Source organism: Castellaniella defragrans, assembly GCF_014203015.1.
GTDB lineage: Bacteria > Pseudomonadota > Gammaproteobacteria > Burkholderiales > Burkholderiaceae_B > Castellaniella > Castellaniella defragrans.
The window spans coordinates 58,245-79,497 of record NZ_JACHIB010000018.1 but is presented as its reverse complement, the minus strand read 5'-3'; the positions used below and the strand labels follow the sequence as shown (position 1 = coordinate 79,497).

Below are 21,253 nucleotides of genomic sequence, written 5' to 3'. Positions count from 1 at the left end.
GCCCGCGGGCCTTCCCGTCCTCCGACCCGAATCTCCCTCCGGAGCGCTTGCCACGATGAAATCCGACCTGTCCAAACCCGTGCTGCGCGTGCTGCAACTGGCCTTGCTCGCCGCCATCCTGCTGGTCTGGCACTGGGCCTCGCTGAACCGCAACGTGGCGTTCTTCTTCGGCCGGCCGCTGGAAGTCGCCCAGGTCGTCTGGGCCTGGTTCGTCACCGACGCCGGGATCTACCGCCATCTGTGGATCACCCTGTCCGAGACCGTGCTGGCCTTCGTCATCGGCACCATCGGCGGCCTGGGTTTCGGCCTGTGGCTGGGCCTGTCGCGCGGCGCCAGCGCCCTGCTGGAGCCCTACGTCACGGCGGCCAACTCCATGCCGCGCGTCATCCTGGCGCCGATCTTCGGCATGTGGTTCGGCCTGGGCATCTGGTCCAAGGTCGCCCTGGCCGTGACGCTGGTGTTCTTCATCGTCTTCTTCAACGTCTACCGCGGCGTGCGCGAGGTCAGCCCGACGCTGCTGGACAACGCCCGCATGCTGGGCGCCAGCCATCGCCAGCTGCTGCGCCACGTCTACATCCCCTCGGCCACCAGCTGGGTGTTCTCCAGCCTGCACACTTCCGTGGGCCTGGCCTTCGTCGGCGCGGTGGTGGGCGAATACCTGGGCTCGGCGGCCGGGGTCGGCTACCTGATCCTGCAGGCCGAAGGCACGCTGGACGTCAACACCGTGTTCGCCGGCATCGTGGTGCTGACGGTGTTCGCCCTGCTGCTGGACGGGATCGTGTCGCTGGTGGAACGCCGCCTGCTGGTCTGGCAGCCCGGGCCCGGGGAGTCGGGCAAGACCTGAATGCCGCCGCGCGGGCGGCTGGCGAGGCCGCCCGGATGTCTCAGGTCCCGGCCTGGCTGACCAGCGCGTCCAGCTTGATCGCGTCGGCGGTGAAGATCCGGATGCCCTCGGCGAGCTTTTCCGTCGCCATGGCGTCCTCGTTCAGGCGCGTGCGGAAGGCGACTTCGTTGCTGGCGATCCATTCCGGCGCGTCCGCCTTGGCGGCGGCCGCCGTCAGGCCCGGTTCCAGGGGCTCGTCCGAGGCCGCCAGCTCGCCCAGCAGGGCGGGGCTGATCGTCAGCAGGTCGCAGCCCGCCAGCGCGCGAATCTGGCCGATGTTGCGGAAGCTGGCCCCCATCACCTGGGTGGGAAGGTCGTAGGCCTTGAAGTAGCGGTAGATGCGCGCCACGGACTGCACGCCCGGGTCGGCGGACCCGGCGTTCCGCGCCTCGTCCCAGCCGGCGCCGGCCGCCTTCTTGTGCCAGTCGTAGATGCGGCCCACGAAGGGCGAGATCAGCGTCACCCGGGCCTGGGCGCAGGCGATCGCCTGCGCCAGGGAGAACAGCAGCGTCAGGTTGCAGCGGATGCCTTCGGCCTCCAGCGCGCGGGCGGCCTGGATGCCTTCCCAGGTCGAGGCGAGCTTGATCAGCACGCGCTCGCGCGGGATGCCGGCGGCCTCGTACAGCGCGACGATCTGCCGGGCGCGCTCGATGCTGGCCTGGGTGTCGAAGGACAGGCGGGCATCGACCTCGGTGGAGACGCGGCCGGGCACGATGGACAGGATCTCGCGGCCGAAGGCCACCAGCAGGCGGTCGACCTGCTCGGCCAGCGGCGCGCCGGGATGGTCGCGCAGCACCCGGTCCAGCAGGGGACGGTAGGCCGGCTGCTCGACGGCCTTGAGGATCAGCGAAGGGTTGGTGGTCGCATCGGTCGGCCGGTAGGCCCGCATGGTTTCAAAGTCCCCCGTGTCGGCGACGACGGTCGTCAGCATGCGCAGGGCGTCCAGTTGATTGCTCATGGAGGTGGGATTCCGGTGAATGCAGGGTTGCGAAAACCCTACTGTAGACCATTTCCCGCCAAGGGTCGGGCGCAGCGGGGATCGGGGGCGGCGAGGATCAGGCGCGAGGACCGGGCGCGGCGAGGACCGGGCGCGGCGCCGGGCCGCGCTCCCGCCGGCACCCCCGCGGGCGCCCGGATGCGGCGCATGGGAGCGGAGCCGCTGCGGCTGTATAATAGGAAGGTTTGAATATCGACTTTATAACCGGGGTTCCATTTTGCTGCCGTCAATCTTTCCCGAGGGGTCCGCAGGACTCGCACCAGCAATTCTCGCCTTGGCTGACGGTACCGTGTTCAAGGGCGTCTCGATCGGCGCCGACGGGACCAGCGTGGCCGAAATCGTCTTCAACACGGCCATGACCGGCTACCAGGAGATCCTCACCGATCCCAGCTACAGCGGCCAGATCGTCACCCTGACCTATCCCCACATCGGCAACACCGGCGTCAACGCCGAGGACGTCGAATCCAGCCGGGTGCACGCCGCCGGCCTGGTGGTGCGCGACTGTCCGGCGCTGCTGTCGAACTTCCGCGCCAGCCAGTCGCTGCCCGACTACCTGAAGACCCAGGGCATCGTGGCGATCTCGGGCGTGGACACCCGCAAGCTCACCCGCATCCTGCGCGAGCGCGGTGCCCAGGGCGCCTGCATCCTGGTGGGCGAGGACGCCGACCGCGCCGTCGAACTGGCGCGCGGCTTCGGCGGCATGGAAGGCCAGGACCTGGCCGTCGCCGTCTCCACCAAGCAGCCCGGCGCCTGGGTGCAGGGCACCTGGCAGCTGGGGCGCGGCTACACCCGCCGGGACCAGGGGCGGTACCACGTCGTCGCCTACGACTACGGCATCAAGTCCAACATCCTGCGCCTGCTGGCCGACCGCGACTGCCGCATCACGCTGGTGCCGGCCCTCACGCCCGTGGCCGACGTCCTGGCGCTGGCGCCCGACGGCGTCTTCCTGTCCAACGGCCCCGGCGACCCGGCGGCCTGCGGCTATGCCGCCGACACCTGCCGCGCCGTGCTGGACCGCGGCATCCCCCTGTTCGGCATCTGCCTGGGCCAGCAGGTCCTGGGCCTCACCCTGGGCGGGCGCACGGTCAAGATGAAGACCGGGCACCACGGCGCCAACCACCCGGTCCAGGACCTGGACACCGGCCGCGTGTTCATCACCAGCCAGAACCACGGCTTCACCGTGGACGGCGACAGCCTGCCGGCCAACGCCCGCATCACGCACGTGTCGCTGTTCGACGGCACCCTGCAGGGCTTCGAGCTCACCGACCGTCCGGCCTTCTGCTTCCAGGGCCACCCGGAAGCCAGCCCCGGCCCGCACGACATCCTGGTGCTGTTCGACAAATTCATCGACCTGATGGCGCAGCACAAAGCCCGGTCGCCCAAGTAAAAAGATCCCGCCTCCCATGCCCAAGCGTTCAGACATCAAAAGCATCCTCATCATCGGGGCCGGTCCGATCATCATCGGCCAGGCCTGCGAATTCGACTATTCCGGCGCCCAGGCCTGCAAGGCCCTGAAGGCCGACGGGTTCCGCACCATCCTGGTCAACAGCAATCCGGCCACCATCATGACGGACCCGGAAACGGCCGACGTCACCTACATCGAGCCCATCACCTGGCAGGCCCTGGAAAAGATCATCGAAGTCGAGCGGCCCGACGCCGTCCTGCCCACCATGGGCGGCCAGACGGCGCTGAACTGCGCGCTCGACCTCGATCGCCACGGCGTGCTGGAAAAGTACGGCGTGGAGCTGATCGGCGCCAACGCCCACGCCATCGAGAAGGCCGAGGACCGCCTGAAGTTCAAGGACGCGATGACCGCCATCGGCCTGGAGTCGGCCAAGTCCGGCATCGCCCACAGCATGGACGAGGCCTGGGCCGTGCAGAAGCGCATCGCGGCCGAGCTGGGCACGTCCGGCTTTCCCGCGGTGATCCGCCCCAGCTTCACGCTGGGCGGCACGGGCGGGGGCATCGCCTACAACGCCGAGGAATTCGAGACCATCTGCCGCCGCGGCCTGGAGGCCTCGCCGACCAACGAGCTGCTGATCGAGGAATCCCTGCTGGGCTGGAAGGAATTCGAGATGGAAGTCGTGCGCGACAGCGCCGACAACTGCATCATCGTGTGCGCCATCGAAAACCTCGATCCCATGGGCGTGCACACCGGCGATTCGATCACCGTCGCGCCCGCGCAGACGCTGACCGACAAGGAATACCAGATCATGCGCGACGCCTCGATCGCGGTGCTGCGCGAGATCGGCGTGGACACCGGCGGCTCGAACGTCCAGTTCGCCGTCAATCCGGCCAACGGCCGCATGATCGTCATCGAGATGAACCCGCGCGTGTCGCGTTCGTCCGCGCTGGCGTCCAAGGCCACGGGCTTTCCCATCGCCAAGGTCGCGGCCCGCCTGGCCGTGGGCTACACCCTGGACGAACTGCGCAACGAGATCACCGGCGGCGCCACGCCGGCCTCGTTCGAGCCCACGCTGGACTACGTCGTCACCAAGGTGCCGCGCTTCGCCTTCGAGAAATTCCCCCAGGCCGATTCGCGCCTGACGACCCAGATGAAGGCCGTGGGCGAGGTCATGGCCATCGGCCGCACCTTCCAGGAATCCTTCCAGAAGGCCCTGCGCGGCCTGGAAGTCGGCGTCGACGGCCTGAACCAGAAGACCACCGACCGCGAACGCCTGCAGGTCGAGCTCGGCGAGCCCGGCCCGGAGCGCATCTGGTACGTGGGCGACGCCTTCGCCCAGGGCTTCTCCCTGGAAGAAGTCCACAACCTGACCAAGATCGACCCCTGGTTCCTCGCGCAGATCAAGGAAATCGTCGACATCGAACTCGCGCTCGAACAGCGCACCCTGTCCGAGCTGGACGACGGCACCATGCGCGAACTCAAGCGGCGCGGCTTCTCCGACCGCCGCCTGGCGTTCCTGCTGGACACCACCGAGGCCGAGGTGCGCAAGCTGCGTCACCAGATGAACGTGCGCCCGGTGTACAAGCGCGTCGACACCTGCGCGGCCGAATTCGCCACCACCACGGCCTACATGTATTCGACCTACGAGGACGAGGACGAGGCCGCGCCGACCGACCGCAAGAAGATCATCGTGCTGGGCGGCGGGCCCAACCGCATCGGCCAGGGCATCGAATTCGACTACTGCTGCGTGCACGCGGCCCTGGCCCTGCGCGAGGACGGCTTCGAGACCATCATGGTCAACTGCAACCCGGAGACCGTGTCCACCGACTACGACACTTCCGACCGCCTCTACTTCGAGCCGCTGACGCTCGAAGACGTGCTGGAGATCGTCCACAAGGAAAACCCTGCCGGCGTCATCGTCCAGTACGGCGGCCAGACGCCGCTGAAGCTGGCCCGCGCCCTGGAGGCCAACGGCGTGCCCATCATCGGCACCAGCCCCGACTCCATCGACGTGGCCGAGGACCGCGAGCGCTTCCAGAAGCTGCTGACCAAGCTGGGCCTGCGCCAGCCGGCCAACCGCACCGCCCGCACCGAAAGCGAGGCCCTGGCCCTGGCGGGCGAGATCGGCTATCCCCTGGTGGTGCGCCCCAGCTACGTGCTGGGCGGGCGCGCCATGGAAATCGTGCACGAGCCCCAGGACCTGGAACGCTACATGCGCGAGGCCGTCAAGGTCAGCAACGATTCCCCGGTGCTGCTGGACCACTTCCTGAACAACGCCACCGAAGTCGACGTGGACTGCCTGGCCGACGGCGAGCAGGTCATCATCGGCGGCGTGATGGAGCATATCGAGCAGGCCGGCGTGCACTCGGGCGATTCCGCCTGCAGCCTGCCGCCGTACTCGCTCTCGCCCGAGATCGTGGCCGAGATCGAGCGCCAGACGGCCCTGATGGCCCGCGCCCTGAACGTCAAGGGCCTGATGAACGTGCAGTTCGCCATCCAGGACGGCGACGTCTACGTGCTGGAAGTCAATCCGCGCGCCTCGCGCACCGTGCCCTACGTATCCAAGGCCACCGGCCGCCAGCTGGCCAAGATCGCCGCGCGCATCATGGCCGGCCGCAGCCTGGCCGCCCAGGGGGTCTCATCGATCCCGGCGCCGGCGCGCTATTGCGTCAAGGAAGCCGTGTTCCCCTTCGTCAAGTTCCCCGGCGTGGACACCATCCTGGGGCCGGAAATGAAGTCCACCGGCGAAGTCATGGGCGTGGGCGACACCTTCGGCGAGGCCTTCGTCAAGTCCCAGATCGCCGCCGGTGCCTGGCTGCCCGAATCCGGCCGCGTGTTCATCAGCGTGCGCGACCAGGACAAGGCGCGCGCCGTGGAAGTCGCCCGCGGCCTGGCCGCGCTGGGCTTCCAGCTGATCGCCACGCGCGGCACGGCCGCCGTGATCGAGGCCGCCGGCCTGGCCGTCCAGGTCGTCAACAAGGTCACCGAGGGCCGCCCGAACATCGTCGACATGATCAAGAACGGCGAGATCGCCATGGTCATCAACACGGTCGAGGAACGCCGCAACGCCATCGCCGATTCGCGCGCGATCCGCACGCAGTCGCTGGCCAACCGGGTGACCTTCTTCACCACCATCGCGGGCGCGCGCGCCGCCGTCGAGGGCCTGCAGTACCTGCGCCACGGCGGCGGGCTGAAGGTCTACTCGCTGCAGTCCATGCACGCCGCGACCGCGGCCTGAGGCCTTCGTGGCGGGGACGAGTCCGGACACCGGGGCCGCAGACCGCCCGGCCGCCCCGGTTCCCGGGGCGGCGCCCCCCGCCGGACACCCCGAACGCGTGTTCATCACGGGCGCCAGCAGCGGCATCGGCGCCGCCCTGGCGCGCCGCTACGCGGCGCGCGGCGCCGCGCTGGGGCTGGTCGGCCGCCGCCGCGACGCCTTGCAGGCGCTGTGCGACGGCCTGCCGGGGCGGGGACACCGGATCTATGCGCTGGACGTGCGCGACCGCGCGGCGCTGCACGCGGCGGCGCGGGATTTCCTGGCGCACGGCCCGGTGGACGCGGTGATCGCCAGCGCCGGGATCAGCGCCGGCACCCTGACCGAGGCACCCGAGGACCATGCGGTCTTCGAGGCCATCCTCGACACCAACGTCCTGGCCATGGCGGCCACCTTCGCGCCCTTCGTCGCGCCGATGCGCGCGCGGGGGCGGGGCACGCTGGTGGGCATCGGCAGCGTGGCGGGGGTGCGCGGCCTGCCGGGCGCGGGCGCCTACAGCGCCTCGAAGGCCGCCGTGCGCGCGTACTGCGAAAGCCTGCGGGTCGAACTGCGCGGCAGCGGCGTGCGCGTGGTGACGATCGTCCCCGGCTTCATCGCCACGCCCATGACGGCGCGCAACCCCTATCGCATGCCCTTCCTGATGCCCGTCGAGCGCTTCGCCGAGCGGGCCGTGCGGGCGATCGACGCCGGCGTCTCCTACCGCGTCATCCCCTGGCCCATGGCCTGGGTGGCGCGGCTGCTGCGCCTGGTGCCCGACGCGCTCTACGACCGGGCGGCCGCCCGGCGCAAGCGCAAGCCCAGGATGGGCGAACGCCCGTAAGCGGTGCGGCATCCGGGATCGCGCCATCTTGCGGGGGCGTGGACCGCCGCCTTACACTTGCGGCGCACTTTCGTTCAGCCTTCCAACATCCTCTTCCGGACGGCCTCCCGGCCGCGACTCCTCCATGACGACATCCTATTTCCCGCAGTGGCGCCGCGTGTCCGGCACCGCCGACGGCGCCGTTGTCCAGCCCGACGAAACCATGCCCTGGCCCCAGACCGTGGCGATGGGCGCGCAGCACGTCGTGGCCATGTTCGGCTCCACCATCCTGGCGCCGCTCATCATGGGCTTCGATCCCAACACGGCCATCCTGATGTCGGGCGTGGGCACGCTGATCTTCTTCCTGTTCGTCGGCGGCCGGGTGCCCAGCTACCTGGGCTCCAGCTTCGCCTTCATCGGCGGCGTGATCGCCGTCAGCGGCTATTCGGGCAGCGGGCCGAACCCGAACATGGGCGTGGCGCTGGGCGCCATCGTGGTCTGCGGCCTGATCTACACCGGCATCGGCCTGCTGACCGCGCTGATCAACGCCCGCCAGGGCGGGGCGGCCGACTGGATCGACCGCTGGATGCCGCCGGTCGTCACCGGCGCCGTCGTGGCCGTGATCGGCCTGAACCTGGCGCCGATCGCGGCCAAGGGCGCCATGGGCGGCTCCCTGTTCGATGCCGTGATGGCGCTGGTGACCGTGCTGTGCGTCGGCGGCGTGGCCGTCTACACCCGCGGCCTGGTGCAGCGCCTGCTGATCCTGGTGGGGCTGTTCGCCGCCTGCGTGCTCTACCTGATCCTGGCCAACGGCCTGGGCCTGGGCAAGCCGATCGACTTCGCCGCCATCGCCGCCGCGCCCTGGCTGGGGCTGCCGCGGCTGACGGCGCCGGTGTTCGAGGCCCACGCCATCAGCGTGATCGCCCCGGTGGCCATCATCCTGGTGGCCGAGAACCTCGGCCACATCAAGGCGGTCGGCGCCATGACCGGCCAGAACCTGGACCGCTACCTGGGCCGCGCCTTCATGGGCGACGGGGTGGCGACGATGATTTCCGGGTCCCTGGGCGGCACGGGCGTGACCACCTACGCGGAGAACATCGGCGTGATGACCGCGACGAAGATCTATTCCACCCTGGTGTTCGTGGTGGCCGCGCTGGTGGCCCTGGTGCTGGGCTTCTCGCCCAAGTTCGGCGCGGTCATCCAGGCCATCCCGGCGCCGGTGCTGGGCGGCATGTCGGTGGTGGTGTTCGGCCTGATCGCCATCGCGGGCGCCCGCATCTGGGTGGTCAACCAGGTCGATTTCAGCGACAACCGCAACCTGATCGTGGCGGCCGTCACGCTGATCCTGGGCGCGGGCAATTTCTCCATCGCCATCGGCGGCTTCAAGCTCGACGGCATCGGCACGGCGACCTTCGGCGCCATCCTGCTGCACGCGCTGCTGCGCGGCAAGCGGCAGCCGGCCGTGATCTGATGGGCTGTGATCATCCGATGGGCCGCGATCATCCGATGCGCCGCGGTCCGATGTGATCCGATCCGCTCTCCGGGTCCGCGGATCCGCGCCCTGACCCCGGGGGCCGCGTGCGCGGCGCGGGGCTTGCTTTTTCTTTCCGGATTGCCCACAATACCCCTCAAGCACCCCGGTTTCGGCCGGGGTTTTTCACGGGCGAGCCGGCAGGCCACCTGGTCGGGATGCGGATGGCGCCATGCCACGACCGTCCCTCATAGGCCCCTAGCGGGCGCGCATGGCCAGGCAGCCCCCAGAGGGCCGGAACCACCACCTTTCGCCCATCTTCTTTCGTTGTCAGGCGCCCCGCGCATGGGGCGTCTTTTACTTTTGAGTCAGGAACTATGGCTGCGATCCCTTTGACCGCTCGCGGGGCAGAGCGCTTACAAGCTGAATTGCATCGTCTGAAGACAGTCGAGCGCCCCGAAGTCATCAACGCCATCGCCGAAGCGCGGGCCCAGGGTGATTTGTCCGAAAACGCCGAATACGATGCCGCGCGCGAGCGCCAGGGCTTCATCGAGGGCCGCATCCAGGAACTGGAAAGCACCCTCTCCAACGCCCAGATCATCAATCCGGCCGAACTGGACGTGTCCGGCCAGGCCGTGTTCGGCGCGACCGTCGAGATCGAGGACCTGGAATCGGGCGAACGCCTCACCTACCAGATCGTCGGCGACCTGGAAGCCGACATCCGCGCCAACATGATCTCCGTGTCCAGCCCCGTGGCGCGGGCGCTGATCGGCAAGAGCGAGGGCGACGTGGTCGAAGTGCGCGCGCCGGCCGGCGTGCGCGAATACGAGGTCTGTTCCGTCAGCTACGAATAGTCAGCTGCGGATAATCAGCCCCGGCCCGTGCGGCCGCCGCGGCGCGCGCCCGCACGCAGCGAAAGCGCGCTGCCGCTGCCGGTGCGGCGCGGGATGCCGTGGCCCGCGTCCGCGCGGCCGCCCCGCGCCGGCTTGCCGGCGCCCCGGGCGTCGGCCGGGCGGGCCGGCCGGCCCGTGTCGGCGGCGGATCGCCCGCCGGGGCGGTTTTCTCCGCGCGCGGGCGTGTCGTCCCTGTCCGCGCCGGCGGCGCGCCTGGATGCGGCGGGGCGGGCGGCGCGCGGCTGCGCCGCCTGTTTCTTGGGCACGTAGGGTTCGGATTTCCGGCGCACGGCCCGGGTGGCGTTTTCGGCCGCCTGGGCGGCTTGTTGCGCGAGCGGATCGGGCCGATAGATAATCAGCGTTTTGCCGAGATGATGCACTGCGGCGCAAGACAGCGTTTCGCAGATTTCCGCCAGCATCGCGTCGCGTGCGTCGCGCTCGGCGCCGGCGACGCGGATCTTGATCAGTTCATGGGCCGCCAGGGTGCGGTCGATTTCTTCCAGCACGGCGGCGGTCAGGCCGCGGTCGCCGATCAGGACGACGGGATGCAGGGGATGAGCGGCGGCGCGCAGGGCGCTGCGCTGCTGAGAGGTCAGTTCGAGTTTCGGCATAGTGGAATTGTACGAGAATGGCCAAGAAAAAATTCTCCAAAGCCTGGGTCCAGCGGCATATTCAAGACCCTTACGTCAAAATGGCGCAACAGAAGGGCTACCGCGCCCGCGCCGCCTTCAAGCTGACCGAGATCCTGGACACGGAAAAGCTGCTGCGGCGCGGCGACGTGGTCGTGGACCTGGGCTCGGCCCCGGGCAGCTGGTCGCAGGTGGTGCGCGAGCGCCTGCTGGCCGCGGGCGGCGCGATCGACGGCCGCGTGCTGGCGCTCGACCTGCTGCCCATGGAGCCCGTCGCCGGGGTCGAGTTCATCCAGGGCGACTTCCGCGAGGACGCCATCCTGGCGCAATTGCACGCGCGTCTGGCAGGCCGGCCCGTGGACCTTGTGATTTCCGACATGGCCCCCAATCTATCGGGTGTGGCCTCGGCGGATTCCGCCCGCATCGCCCACGTCTGCGAACTGGCGCTGGAATTCGCCTGCGCCCATCTCAAGCCGGACGGCGCCCTGATCGTCAAGGCCTTTCACGGCAGCGGGTTTTCCCAGATCGTGCAGATGTTCAAGCAGCATTTCGTCCGCGTGGTCGAGCGCAAGCCCAAGGCGTCGCGGGACGAATCCTCCGAGACCTTCCTCATCGGCCGCGGCTTGAAGGAAACCGCCGCGTCGCGGCTTGCGGGCCGCCCCGATGCGCCGGACGCGGACCGGTCCCCGCGGACCGATTCCTGAGCGGGCCCGTCCACTGCGTCCGTGCGGCGGATTCAGGTAGAATGAAGCATTGACGTATTTGTCAGCTTGTTGTAATTGCGCGCCGCCGGACGCCGCGCGCGGGCGATGGGCGGGCAGCGGTACATACCCAGGAGGTTGGCTTTGAACAACTCGTTTTCCAAGGTTGCGGTCTGGCTGGTGATCGCGCTCGTGCTCTTCACGGTGTTCAAGCAGTTCGACGGACATCCGGTCACGAGCGGGGATTCGGTCAGCTACACGCAATTCATGAACGATGCCCGCGCCGGCCGCATCAACAAGGTCGACATCCAGGGCGACACGATCTACGTGTCGCCGGAATCCGGCCGTTCCTACAGCCTGACCTCGCCGGGCGACCTCTGGATGGTCCCCGAACTGGTGAAGAACGGCGTGCAGGTCTCCGGCAAGGCCCGCGAAGAGCCTTCCTTCCTCACCAGCCTGTTCATCTCCTGGTTCCCGATGCTGCTGCTGATCGGGGTCTGGATCTTCTTCATGCGCCAGATGCAGGGCGGCGGCAAGGGCGGGGCCTTCAGCTTCGGCAAGTCGCGCGCGCGCATGCTGGACGAAAACAACAACAACATCACCTTCGCCGACGTCGCCGGCTGCGACGAGGCCAAGGAAGACGTCCAGGAACTGGTCGATTTCCTGCGCGATCCCACCAAGTTCCAGCGCCTGGGCGGCCGCATTCCGCGCGGCGTGCTGATGGTCGGCCCTCCGGGCACCGGCAAGACCCTGCTCGCCAAGGCCATCGCCGGCGAGGCCAAGGTGCCGTTCTTCAGCATCTCGGGCTCGGATTTCGTCGAGATGTTCGTCGGCGTGGGCGCGGCCCGCGTGCGCGACATGTTCGAGAACGCGAAAAAGCAGTCCCCCTGCATCATCTTCATCGATGAAATCGACGCCGTGGGCCGCCAGCGCGGCGCCGGCCTGGGCGGGGGCAACGACGAACGCGAGCAGACCCTGAACCAGCTGCTGGTCGAAATGGACGGCTTCGAGACCGGCCAGGGCGTGCTGGTGATCGCCGCCACCAACCGGCCCGACGTGCTGGACCCGGCGCTGCTGCGCCCGGGCCGCTTCGACCGCCAGGTGGTCGTGTCGCTGCCCGACATCCGCGGCCGCGAGCAGATCCTGAAGGTGCACATGCGCAAGGTCCCCATCGCCCAGAACGTCGATCCGAACGTGCTGGCGCGCGGCACCCCGGGCTTTTCCGGCGCCGACCTGGCCAACCTGATCAACGAGGCCGCGCTGTTCGCCGCGCGCCGCAACGGCCGCACCGTGGACATGTCCGACCTGGAAAAGGCCAAGGACAAGATCATCATGGGCGCGGAGCGCCGCTCCCTGATCATGCCGGAAGAAGAACGCCGCAACACGGCCTACCACGAATCCGGCCACGCGCTGGTGGCGCGCCTTCTGCCCAAGACCGATCCGGTGCACAAGGTCACCATCATCCCGCGCGGCCGCGCGCTGGGGGTGACGATGCAGCTGCCCGAGGGCGACCGCTACAGCATGGACAAGGAACGCCTGCTGAACACCATCGCGGTGCTGTTCGGCGGCCGCATCGCGGAAGAAGTCTTCATGGGCCAGATGACCACCGGCGCCTCCAACGACTTCGAGCGCGCCACCGCCATCGCGCGCGACATCGTCACGCGCTACGGCATGACCGACTCCCTCGGGCCCGTGGTGTACGCCGAGAACGAGGGCGAGGTCTTCCTGGGCCGCAGCGTGACCAAGACCACGCACGTGTCCGAAGCCACCATGCAGAAGGTCGATTCCGAGATCCGCCGCATCATCGACGAGCAGTACAGCGTGGCGCGCACCCTGATCGAGTCCAACCAGGACAAGATGCACGCCATGGCCAAGGCCCTGCTCGAATGGGAAACCATCGACGCCGAGCAGATCGACGACATCATGGCCGGCCGTCCGCCGCGCGCGCCGCAGCCGCCGTCCTCGGGGGGCGACACGCCGCCGCAGGCCCCGTCGGCCGGCCTGCCGGCCGCCAGCAACGACAAGGGCGCCGCCGCGACGCCGGTTTGATCCGACCGCCGGCCTCCTATGCATGACCACCTTCAGTGCGGGCGTTTCCGCTTGTCCCTGGAACGCCCGCTGGTCATGGGGATCGTCAACGTCACGCCGGATTCGTTTTCCGACGGCAATGCCCACTTCCGGGCTGACGAGGCCATCGCCCATGGGCGCCTCCTGGTCGAGGAAGGCGCCGACCTGCTCGACATCGGCGGCGAGTCCACCCGGCCCGGCGCCCAGGCGGTCCCCGCCGACGAGGAACTGCGCCGCATCCTGCCCGTGATCGAGGCCCTGCGCGACTGCGGCGTGCCGCTGTCCGTGGACACCTGCAAGCCCTCCGTGATGCGGGCCGCCCTGGAGGCGGGGGCCGACATGATCAACGACATCGGCGGCTTTGCGGCGCCCGGGGCGGTCGAGGCCGTGGCCGATGCCGATTGCGCGCTGTGCCTGATGCACATGCGCGGCGAGCCGCGCACCATGCAGGACGCGCCGTCCTACCAGGACGTGGTCACGGAAGTCCGCGCCTACCTGGACCAGGGCGCGCGGCGCCTGCGCCAGGCCGGCATCGCGGCCGACCGCATCGTGCTCGATCCCGGCTTCGGCTTCGGCAAGACCGCGGCGCACAATTACACCCTGCTGCGGCAGTTGCCGCAGGCCGTGGGGCAGGATTACCCCAGCCTGCTGGGCCTGTCGCGCAAGTCCATGATCGGCGCCGTCACGGGGCGTCCCGCGTCCCGGCGCCTGGGCGGCAGCGTGGCGGCGGCCCTGGCTGGCGCGGTGCGGGGCGCGCACATCCTGCGCGTCCATGATGTGGCCGACACCGTGGATGCCCTGCGGGTATGGTCGGCCGTCGAACGAGGAGTCCGTGCATGAGCGCACGCAAGTATTTCGGGACCGACGGGGTGCGCGGCATCGTCGGCGGCGATCGGATCAACGCCGAATTCGCCCTGCGGCTGGGCTATGCGGCCGGCCGCGTGCTGGCGCGCGGGGCCGTGTCGGCCGGGCGGCCGACCGTGGTCATCGGCAAGGACACCCGCATCTCCGGCTACATGCTGGAATCCGCGCTGGAGGCCGGCCTGTCGGCCGCCGGGGTGGACGTGATGCTGGCCGGCCCGATCCCCACGCCGGCGGTGGCCTACCTGACCCGCGCCTGGCGCCTGGCGGCCGGCATCGTCATCAGCGCGTCCCACAATCCGCACTACGACAATGGCATCAAGTTCTTCTCCGCGGCCGGCACCAAGCTGCCCGACGAGACCGAGGCCGCCATCGAGGCCCTGCTGGACGAGCCGCTGGGCTGCGCCGATTCGGCCGGCCTGGGGCGCGCGCGGCGCATCAGCGACGCGGCCGGCCGCTACATCGAATTCTGCAAGAGCACCTTCCCCAGCGAACTGGACCTGCAGGGCCTGAAGATCGTGGTGGACGCGGCCAACGGCGCCGCCTACCACATTGCGCCGCACGTGTTCCGCGAGCTGGGGGCCGAGGTCTCCGTGATCGGCTGCGAGCCCGACGGCTTCAACATCAATGAAAAGGTCGGCGCCACTCATCCCGAGACCCTGGTCGCCGCCGTGGCGGCCCAGGGGGCGGACCTGGGCGTCGCCCTGGACGGCGACGCCGACCGCCTGCAGATGGTGGACGCCACCGGGCGCCTGTTCAACGGCGACGAGCTGCTCTACGCCATCGTGCGCGACCGCGCCCGCACGCAGCCCATCCAGGGGGTGGTCGGCACGCTGATGACCAACTTCGGCTTCGAGCGCCGCATGCGCGAGCTCGGCATCCCGTTCGAGCGCGCCAAGGTCGGCGATCGCTACGTGCTGGAAGTTCTGCGCCAGCGCGGCTGGCTGTACGGCGGCGAAAGCTCCGGCCACCTGCTGTGCCTGGACCGCCACACCACGGGCGACGGCATCGTGGCCGCCCTGCAGGTGCTGGCGGCCATGCGGCACGCCGGCGCCTCGCTGGCGGACCTGGTGGCCGACCTGTCCATGTACGCCCAGAAGATGGTCAACGTGCCGCTCGCGCCGGGGCTGGACTGGCAGACGCACGCGGGCCTGAAGGAAGCCTCGGACGCGGTGCGCGCGTCGCTCGGCGAGCGCGGCCGGGTGCTGATCCGCGCCTCGGGCACCGAACCCAAGCTGCGCCTCATGGTCGAGGCCGACGACGAGGCCCTGGCCGAGGAAGGCGTGCGCCGGCTCGTGGCGGTCAAGCTGGCCTGAACGCCGCTGTCACATGATTCACACAGAGCATCGGCAGAATATCCCCGATATCGTGACTTCCGGGAATCCGCCATGCTCGCCCTCGCTTCTTCCCTGCACGCGGGATCGATGAAACGCATAGACTGGCCCGGGGCCGAGGCCGGCGGACTGGCCCTGACCGTCGCGCGCACGCAGGCGGACCTGGAAGCCCTGCAGCGCCTGCGCTTCCGGGTGTTCACGGAGGACATGGGCGCGGTGTTCCCCCAGGCCGTGGGCGACCGCGACGTGGACCGCTTCGATCCCTGGTGCGTGCATTTCATGGTGCGCGAACTGGGCACCGGCCGGGTGGTGGGCACCTACCGGCTGCTCACGCCCGAAGCCGCGCGCCAGGCGGGCGGCTATTACTCCGAGTCCGAATTCGACCTGGAGCCGCTGGCGGCGCTGCGTCCGTGGCTGGTCGAGGTCGGCCGCTCCTGCATCGATGCCGGATTCCGGCACGGCACGGCCATCATGCTGCTGTGGTCGGGACTGGCCCAGGTGATGAAGCGGGGGGGCTACCGCTACATGCTGGGCTGCGCCAGCGTCAGCCTGCGCGACGGCGGCGCCACGGCCTCGGAGGTCTGGCGCCGGGCGCGCGCCCTGATGGCGCGCAATCCCGACGTGCCGCGCATCCGCCCGCTGCATCCCTATCCGGTGGACCGGCTGGACAGCGCCCTGCCGGCGCGGGTGCCGCCGCTCATCAAGGGCTATCTGGCCCTGGGCGCGACGATCTGCGGCGCGCCCGCCTGGGATCCGGATTTCCACACCGCCGATTTCCCGATCCTGCTGGATCTGGAACGGCTGGACGCCCGCTACCGGCGGCATTTCGGGATCGATTAGGCATTTCGGGACCGATCGGGCGAGACCGGCGCGCCGGCTGCCCGCCCGGCCAGGGCGACCGGCCCGGCTTTCCGGCGCCCGGCGCGTTCAGCTTTCGATGATGTCCAGCGCGAAACCGGCCTTGCGCCAGATCGCCGCTTCCTTCTTCAACTGGAAGCCGCTCAGGGGGCGGGCGGCCAGCCAGCCCGCCGGGATGCGCAGGGCGATGCGCAGGTCCTGGGCCTGCAGGCGCAGCGCCAGGGGACCCAGGGCCTCGCGGCGGCGCAGCAGCAGGACCGCCAGGCGCAGGCAGCACAGGGCCAGCCAGCGCGCGCGGTCGGGCGCGTAGCGGCGGACCTTGGCCAGGCGCCCCTGGTGGCCCAGCGCGAGAAAGGCCAGCAGCCGCTGGTCGTCGTGCGAAAAGCCCGGCATGTCGGCGTGTTCCAGGATGTAGGCGCTGTGCTTGTGATAATCGTTGCGGGCGATCGCCAGGCCGATTTCGTGCAGTTCGGCCGTCCAGCCCAGCGCGCGCCGCAGCTCGGCCGTGTCGGGCTCGTCGCCCAGTCCGAGCTGGTCGAACAGCTGCAGCGCCAGGCTGCGCACGAAGCCGGCCTGGGCCGTGTCGAGCTGGTAGCGGCCGCGCATCTGGCGCACGGTCTCGTCGCGCCGGTCCTGGTGCGAATCGCGGCCCAGCAGGTCGTGCAGCACGCCGATGCGCAGGGCGCCGTCGCCCGCCCGCATCCGCTCGATGCCCAGTTCCCGGAACGCGGCGATCATGATGGCCAGGCCGCCGGGCAGCACCGGCACGCGCTCGGGCTTCAGGCCGGCCCAGTCCTGCAGGCGGACCTCGCCGGCGCGCGCCAGGGCGGCGCTCAGCCGTTCCATGCCGTCCAGGGTGATGTCGCGCGGACTGAGGCCGTTTTCGACCAGGACGGCCAGCAGGCCCTTGGCGGTGCCCGAGGAGCCGTAGGCTTCCTGCCAGCCCGTGCCGCGGTAGCGGCTGGCGATGGTTTCGATGGCGCCGCGCGCCGCCAGCACCGCCTGGCTCATGCGGGCTTCGGTGACGCGGCCCTGGGGGAAGAACTGCCGCGTCCAGGTGGTACAGCCCAGCTCCAGCGAGGCCAGCTCCAGGGGCTGGTCGCGCCGCCCGATGATGAATTCGGTGGAGCCGCCGCCGATGTCGATCACCAGCCTGCGGTGGTCCGAGGGCGGCAGGTCCTGGATCACGCCCAGGTAGATCAGGCGGGCTTCTTCCTGGCCGGAGATGATTTCGATCGGGAAGCCCAGGGCGCGCTCCGCCGCCGGCAGGATCTCGGCCGCGTTGCGCGCCACCCGGAAGGTGTTGGTGGCCACGGCGCGGACGTTGGCGGGGGAGAACCCGCGCAGCCGCTCGCCGAAGCGCCGCAGCGCCGCCAGGGCCTGCTCCACCGTGGCGGCGTCGATGCGCTTGTGCTCGTCCAGGCCGTTGGCCAGGGCGACCAGCTCGCGCAGCTTGTCTTCGGCGTAGATCTGGGCGCTGCCGCCGTGGCGCACGACGCGGCCGATGGATAGCCGGAAGGTGTTCGAGCCCAGGTCGATCGAAGCGAGCCGGTTGTCCATGGCCTTACCAGGAAATGTCACACTGTGCGATTATAGTGGCCGGTTCATGACAGGATTGTGAGGCGCGCATGCGGGCCGTCGAGGAAATGCCGGTTCTCCTGAACCGGGAATTGTCGGTGCTGAAATTCAACGAGCGGGTGCTCTCCATGGCCGAGCGCACGGACGTGCCGCCGCTGGAGCGCCTGCGCTACCTGTGCATCGTCGGCTCGAACCTGGACGAGTTCTTCGAGATCCGCATGGCCAGCCTCAAGGAACAGCAGCGCCAGACGCCGGAACTGCGCGGCGTGGACGGCATGACGCCCGACGAGGCCTTCGACCGCGTGCAGCGCGCCGCGCACGCCCTGGTGGACCGGCAGAACCGCCTGCTGACCGGCGAGGTCATGCCCAAGCTGATGGAACACGGGGTGGGCCTGATCTATTCGACGGGCTGGACCGACCTGCAGCGCGAATGGGCCTACGGCCTCTTCCGCCGCGACGTGATGCCGCTGCTCACCCCCATCGGCCTGGATCCGGCGCACCCCTTTCCGCGCGTCTACAACAAGAGCCTGAACTTCATCGTCGCGCTCAGCGGCGAGGACGCCTTCGGCCGCGAGGGCCACATCGCCATCGTCCAGGCGCCGCGCGCGCTGCCGCGCATGATCAAGGTGCCCGCCGAGATCGCCGGCATCCCGGACGGCTTCATGCTGCTCACCACCCTGATCAACGCCTTCGTCGGCGACCTGTTCCCGGGCATGAACGTCCAGGGCTGCTACCAGTGGCGGGTGACGCGCAACAGCGACCTGTTCGTGGACGAGGAAGAAATCACCAACCTGCGCCAGGCCCTGCAGGGCGAACTTTCCCAGCGCAATTTCGGCGCCTCGGTGCGCCTGGAAATCGCGCACGCCATGCCGCCCGACCTGGAGCTGTTCCTGCAGCGCGAATTCAGCCTGGGGGCGGCCGACACCTACCGCGTCAACGGTCCGGTCAACCTGGCCCGGCTGATGCAGCTGTGCAACCGGGTCAACCGCCCCGACCTGGAATATCCGGTCTTCCGGCCGCGCATGCCGGCGCCCTTCGACGGCGGCCTGGAGCGGCCCGAGGAACTGTTCGCGGCCATCGCGGCGCGCGACCACCTGCTGCACCATCCCTACCAGTCCTTCCAGCCCGTGCTGATGTTCCTGCGCAGCGCGGCGCTGGACCCGCAGGTCGTGGCCATCAAGCAGACCATCTACCGCACCGGCGAGGACTCCGAGCTGATGGGGCTGCTGCTGTCGGCGGCCCGGGCGGGCAAGGAAGTCACGGTGGTGGTCGAGCTGATGGCGCGCTTCGACGAGCAGACCAACATCAACTGGGCCGCGCGCCTGGAAGAGGTCGGCGCCCACGTCAGCTACGGCGTGGTGGGCCACAAGACCCACGCCAAGATGGCCCTGGTGCTGCGCCGCGAGGACGGCCGCATCCGCCGCTACGGGCACCTGGGCACGGGCAACTACCACCCGCGCACGGCGCGGCTGTACACCGATTTCGGCCTGCTGACGGCCAACCAGCAGATGTGCGAGGACATGGACCAGGTGTTCTCCCTGCTGACCGGCCTGGGCGCGCGCCGCGAGCTCAAGCTGCTGCTGCAGTCGCCCTTCACCCTGCACGAGACGGTGCTGCGCCTGATCCGCTCGGAAACCGAGTTCGCCCGCGCGGGCAAGCGCGCGCGCATCCGCGCCAAGATGAATTCGCTGCTGGAGCCCGAGGTGATCCGGGCGCTGTACGAGGCCAGCCAGGCGGGGGTGCGCATCGACCTGATCGTGCGCGGTGCCTGCGCGCTGCAGGCCGGCGTGCCGGGGCTGTCCGAGCATATCCGGGTGCGCTCCATCATCGGCCGCTTCCTGGAGCATTCGCGGGTGTTCTATTTCTACCAGGACGGCGCCGAGCCCCTGTACCTGTCCTCCGCCGACTGGATGGACCGCAATTTCCTGCGGCGGGTCGAGCTCGCCTTCCCGGTGCTGGACAAGACCCTGCGCCGCCGCGTCATCGACGAGGCCTTCACCTTCGCCTGGCGGGACAACCAGCTCGCCTGGGCGGCCCAGCCCGACGGCCGCTACCTGCGCGTGCGCAACCGCCGCGCCGCCTTCAACCTGCACCAGCACCTGATGGCGAGGTTGGGATGAGACAGGACACGAAATAGTCCCTGCGGACTATTTCTTGCCTGTCGAATCCGAGCGGCGTGCAAGCCGCGAGGTGGGGGAGAGACGCCCAGACCGAGCGGCGTGCAAGCCGCGAGGTGGAGGGATCTGTCATTAAACTGTCACTTCAACCCTCTACCATGTCGTCCTGACGGTCCGGCGAATTCTTCCGGGCCGCCGAATAGTGCAAACCACAAAGGGTTTACGACATGCTCAAACGGATTCTGACGCAATGCGCCGCCGGTCTGGCGATGATGGCCGCCGCGGGCGTCGCGGCGCACGCCGCCGACCTGACGGGGGCGGGCGCCTCCTTCCCCTATCCGATCTACGCCAAGTGGGCGGCCAAGTACCAGGAAGTCACCGGCAACCGCGTCAACTACCAGTCCATCGGCTCGGGCGGCGGCCAGCAGCAGATCATCGCCAGGACGGTCGATTTCGGCGCCTCGGACGACCCGATGAAGCCGGAGGACCTGGCCAAGCACGGCCTGGTCCAGTTTCCCGCCGTCATCGGCGGCACCGTGCCGGTCGTCAACGTCGAAGGCATCAAGGAAGGCCAGCTCAAGCTCACCGGTCCGGTGCTGGCGGACATCTTCCTCGGCAAGATCAAGAAGTGGAACGACCCGGCGATCGCCGACCTGAACAAGGACCTGAAGCTGCCCGCCAAGGGCATCGTGGTGGTGCACCGTTCGGACGGCTCGGGCACGACCTTCGGCTGGACCAACTACCTGTCCCAGGTATCGCCCGCCTGGAAGGAGCAGGTCGGCCAGGGCAAGGCGGTCAAGTGGCCCACCGGGCAGGGCGGCAAGGGCAACGAAGGCGTGGCCGCCTACGTGCGCCAGCTGGCCAATTCCATCGGCTACGTGGAATACGCCTACGCGCACCAGAACGGCCTGGCCTGGGCGCAGCTGCAGAACCGCGAGGGCCGGTTCGTGCAGCCCTCGCAGCAGGCGTTCGCCGCGGCGGCTTCGCACGCCGACTGGAACTCGGCGCCGGGCATGGGCCTGGTCCTGAACAACGAGCCGGGCGCGGATTCGTGGCCGGTCACGGCGGCGACCTTCATCCTGGTGCACGGCAAGCAGGCCGACCCCAAGCGCGCCCGCGAAGTCCTGGCCTTCTTCGACTGGGCCTGGCGCGAAGGCGGCGCCATGGCCAGCGAACTGGACTACGTGCCGCTGCCCGACGACGTGACCGCCCGGATCCGCGGCGTCTGGGCCGAGCAGGTGCGCGGCGAGGACGGCTCGGCGGTCTGGAAGTAAGCCCGGCCGCCGCTTCCCCGGCAGGGCGGCGCCGCCGCGCGCCGCCTGTGGGAAAATGGCGGTTTCCGAATCCCACATTCCGATGCGGATCCCCGGCGCGGCCGGGGGTCCC

At 69.5% G+C, this 21,253-nt stretch carries 16 protein-coding genes; 13 read left to right on the top strand and 3 right to left on the bottom strand.

The features are described 5' to 3' along the window. The first annotated feature begins 55 nt into the window (after window positions 1-55). A complete protein-coding gene (locus tag HNR28_RS14785; RefSeq protein ID WP_043680507.1) occupies window positions 56-844 on the top strand; it encodes an ABC transporter permease in 789 nt (262 codons plus the stop codon). A gap of 40 nt (window positions 845-884) precedes the next feature. Here the strand turns inward: HNR28_RS14785 and tal are convergent, their stop codons facing one another. Next, on the bottom strand, window positions 885-1,841 hold the full coding sequence (gene tal, locus HNR28_RS14780; protein ID WP_151025315.1) for a transaldolase: 957 nt from the start codon (window positions 1,839-1,841) through the stop codon (window positions 885-887). Window positions 1,842-2,097: 256 nt separating this feature from the next. Between tal and carA the strand changes: the two genes are divergently transcribed. The 5 genes from carA to greA all read left to right on the top strand — a co-directional run bounded on the left by carA (window position 2,098) and on the right by greA (window position 9,683). Further along, entirely contained in the window at window positions 2,098-3,267 is a 1,170-nt protein-coding gene (gene carA, locus HNR28_RS14775) for a glutamine-hydrolyzing carbamoyl-phosphate synthase small subunit (RefSeq protein WP_170288517.1), read from the top strand. A 16-nt stretch (window positions 3,268-3,283) separates the two neighbouring features. Next, window positions 3,284-6,523, top strand: a complete 3,240-nt coding sequence (gene carB, locus HNR28_RS14770; protein WP_043680514.1) for a carbamoyl-phosphate synthase large subunit — start codon at window positions 3,284-3,286, stop codon at window positions 6,521-6,523. A 97-nt stretch (window positions 6,524-6,620) separates the two neighbouring features. Continuing rightward, the gene (locus HNR28_RS14765; RefSeq protein ID WP_322789944.1) at window positions 6,621-7,379 is read left to right on the top strand and encodes an SDR family oxidoreductase; all 759 of its coding nucleotides are present in this window, start codon (window positions 6,621-6,623) and stop codon (window positions 7,377-7,379) included. A gap of 124 nt (window positions 7,380-7,503) precedes the next feature. Next, entirely contained in the window at window positions 7,504-8,829 is a 1,326-nt protein-coding gene (locus HNR28_RS14760) for a solute carrier family 23 protein (protein WP_043680520.1), read from the top strand. 377 nt (window positions 8,830-9,206) lie between these two features. Continuing rightward, on the top strand, window positions 9,207-9,683 hold the full coding sequence (gene greA / locus HNR28_RS14755) for a transcription elongation factor GreA (protein ID WP_043680523.1): 477 nt from the start codon (window positions 9,207-9,209) through the stop codon (window positions 9,681-9,683). Window positions 9,684-9,697: 14 nt separating this feature from the next. On the opposite strand, the gene HNR28_RS14750 is transcribed toward greA, so the two are convergent. Continuing rightward, window positions 9,698-10,333 (bottom strand): YhbY family RNA-binding protein, encoded by a 636-nt coding sequence (locus HNR28_RS14750; protein WP_184142998.1) that lies wholly within the window; start codon window positions 10,331-10,333, stop codon window positions 9,698-9,700. A 17-nt stretch (window positions 10,334-10,350) separates the two neighbouring features. Between HNR28_RS14750 and HNR28_RS14745 the strand changes: the two genes are divergently transcribed. The 5 genes from HNR28_RS14745 (at window position 10,351) to HNR28_RS14725 (ending at window position 16,154) form a co-directional block, all read left to right on the top strand. Beyond that, window positions 10,351-11,055: an RlmE family RNA methyltransferase gene (locus tag HNR28_RS14745; protein ID WP_151023756.1), complete on the top strand. Its 705-nt coding sequence runs from the start codon at window positions 10,351-10,353 to the stop codon at window positions 11,053-11,055. Window positions 11,056-11,196: 141 nt separating this feature from the next. Next, a complete protein-coding gene (gene ftsH / locus HNR28_RS14740) occupies window positions 11,197-13,101 on the top strand; it encodes an ATP-dependent zinc metalloprotease FtsH (protein WP_043680526.1) in 1,905 nt (634 codons plus the stop codon). An 18-nt stretch (window positions 13,102-13,119) separates the two neighbouring features. Then, window positions 13,120-13,959: a dihydropteroate synthase gene (gene folP / locus HNR28_RS14735; protein ID WP_151023757.1), complete on the top strand. Its 840-nt coding sequence runs from the start codon at window positions 13,120-13,122 to the stop codon at window positions 13,957-13,959. After that, entirely contained in the window at window positions 13,956-15,296 is a 1,341-nt protein-coding gene (glmM, locus tag HNR28_RS14730) for a phosphoglucosamine mutase (RefSeq protein WP_043680532.1), read from the top strand. Before folP ends, glmM begins: the two co-directional genes overlap by 4 nt. Window positions 15,297-15,404: 108 nt before the next feature. Next, the gene (locus tag HNR28_RS14725) at window positions 15,405-16,154 is read left to right on the top strand and encodes a GNAT family N-acetyltransferase (RefSeq protein ID WP_148304882.1); all 750 of its coding nucleotides are present in this window, start codon (window positions 15,405-15,407) and stop codon (window positions 16,152-16,154) included. A gap of 87 nt (window positions 16,155-16,241) precedes the next feature. On the opposite strand, the gene HNR28_RS14720 is transcribed toward HNR28_RS14725, so the two are convergent. Beyond that, window positions 16,242-17,732, bottom strand: coding sequence for a Ppx/GppA phosphatase family protein (locus HNR28_RS14720; RefSeq protein WP_151023758.1), 1,491 nt, complete (start codon window positions 17,730-17,732; stop codon window positions 16,242-16,244). A 68-nt stretch (window positions 17,733-17,800) separates the two neighbouring features. Between HNR28_RS14720 and ppk1 the strand changes: the two genes are divergently transcribed. Both ppk1 and pstS read left to right on the top strand, forming a co-directional pair. Then, window positions 17,801-19,870 carry a polyphosphate kinase 1 gene (ppk1, locus tag HNR28_RS14715; RefSeq protein ID WP_151023759.1) on the top strand — a complete coding sequence of 690 codons (2,070 nt, stop codon included), beginning with the start codon at window positions 17,801-17,803 and terminating at the stop codon, window positions 19,868-19,870. 224 nt (window positions 19,871-20,094) lie between these two features. Beyond that, window positions 20,095-21,141, top strand: a complete 1,047-nt coding sequence (pstS, locus tag HNR28_RS14710) for a phosphate ABC transporter substrate-binding protein PstS (RefSeq protein ID WP_043680544.1) — start codon at window positions 20,095-20,097, stop codon at window positions 21,139-21,141. The last annotated feature ends 112 nt before the right edge of the window (window positions 21,142-21,253 follow it).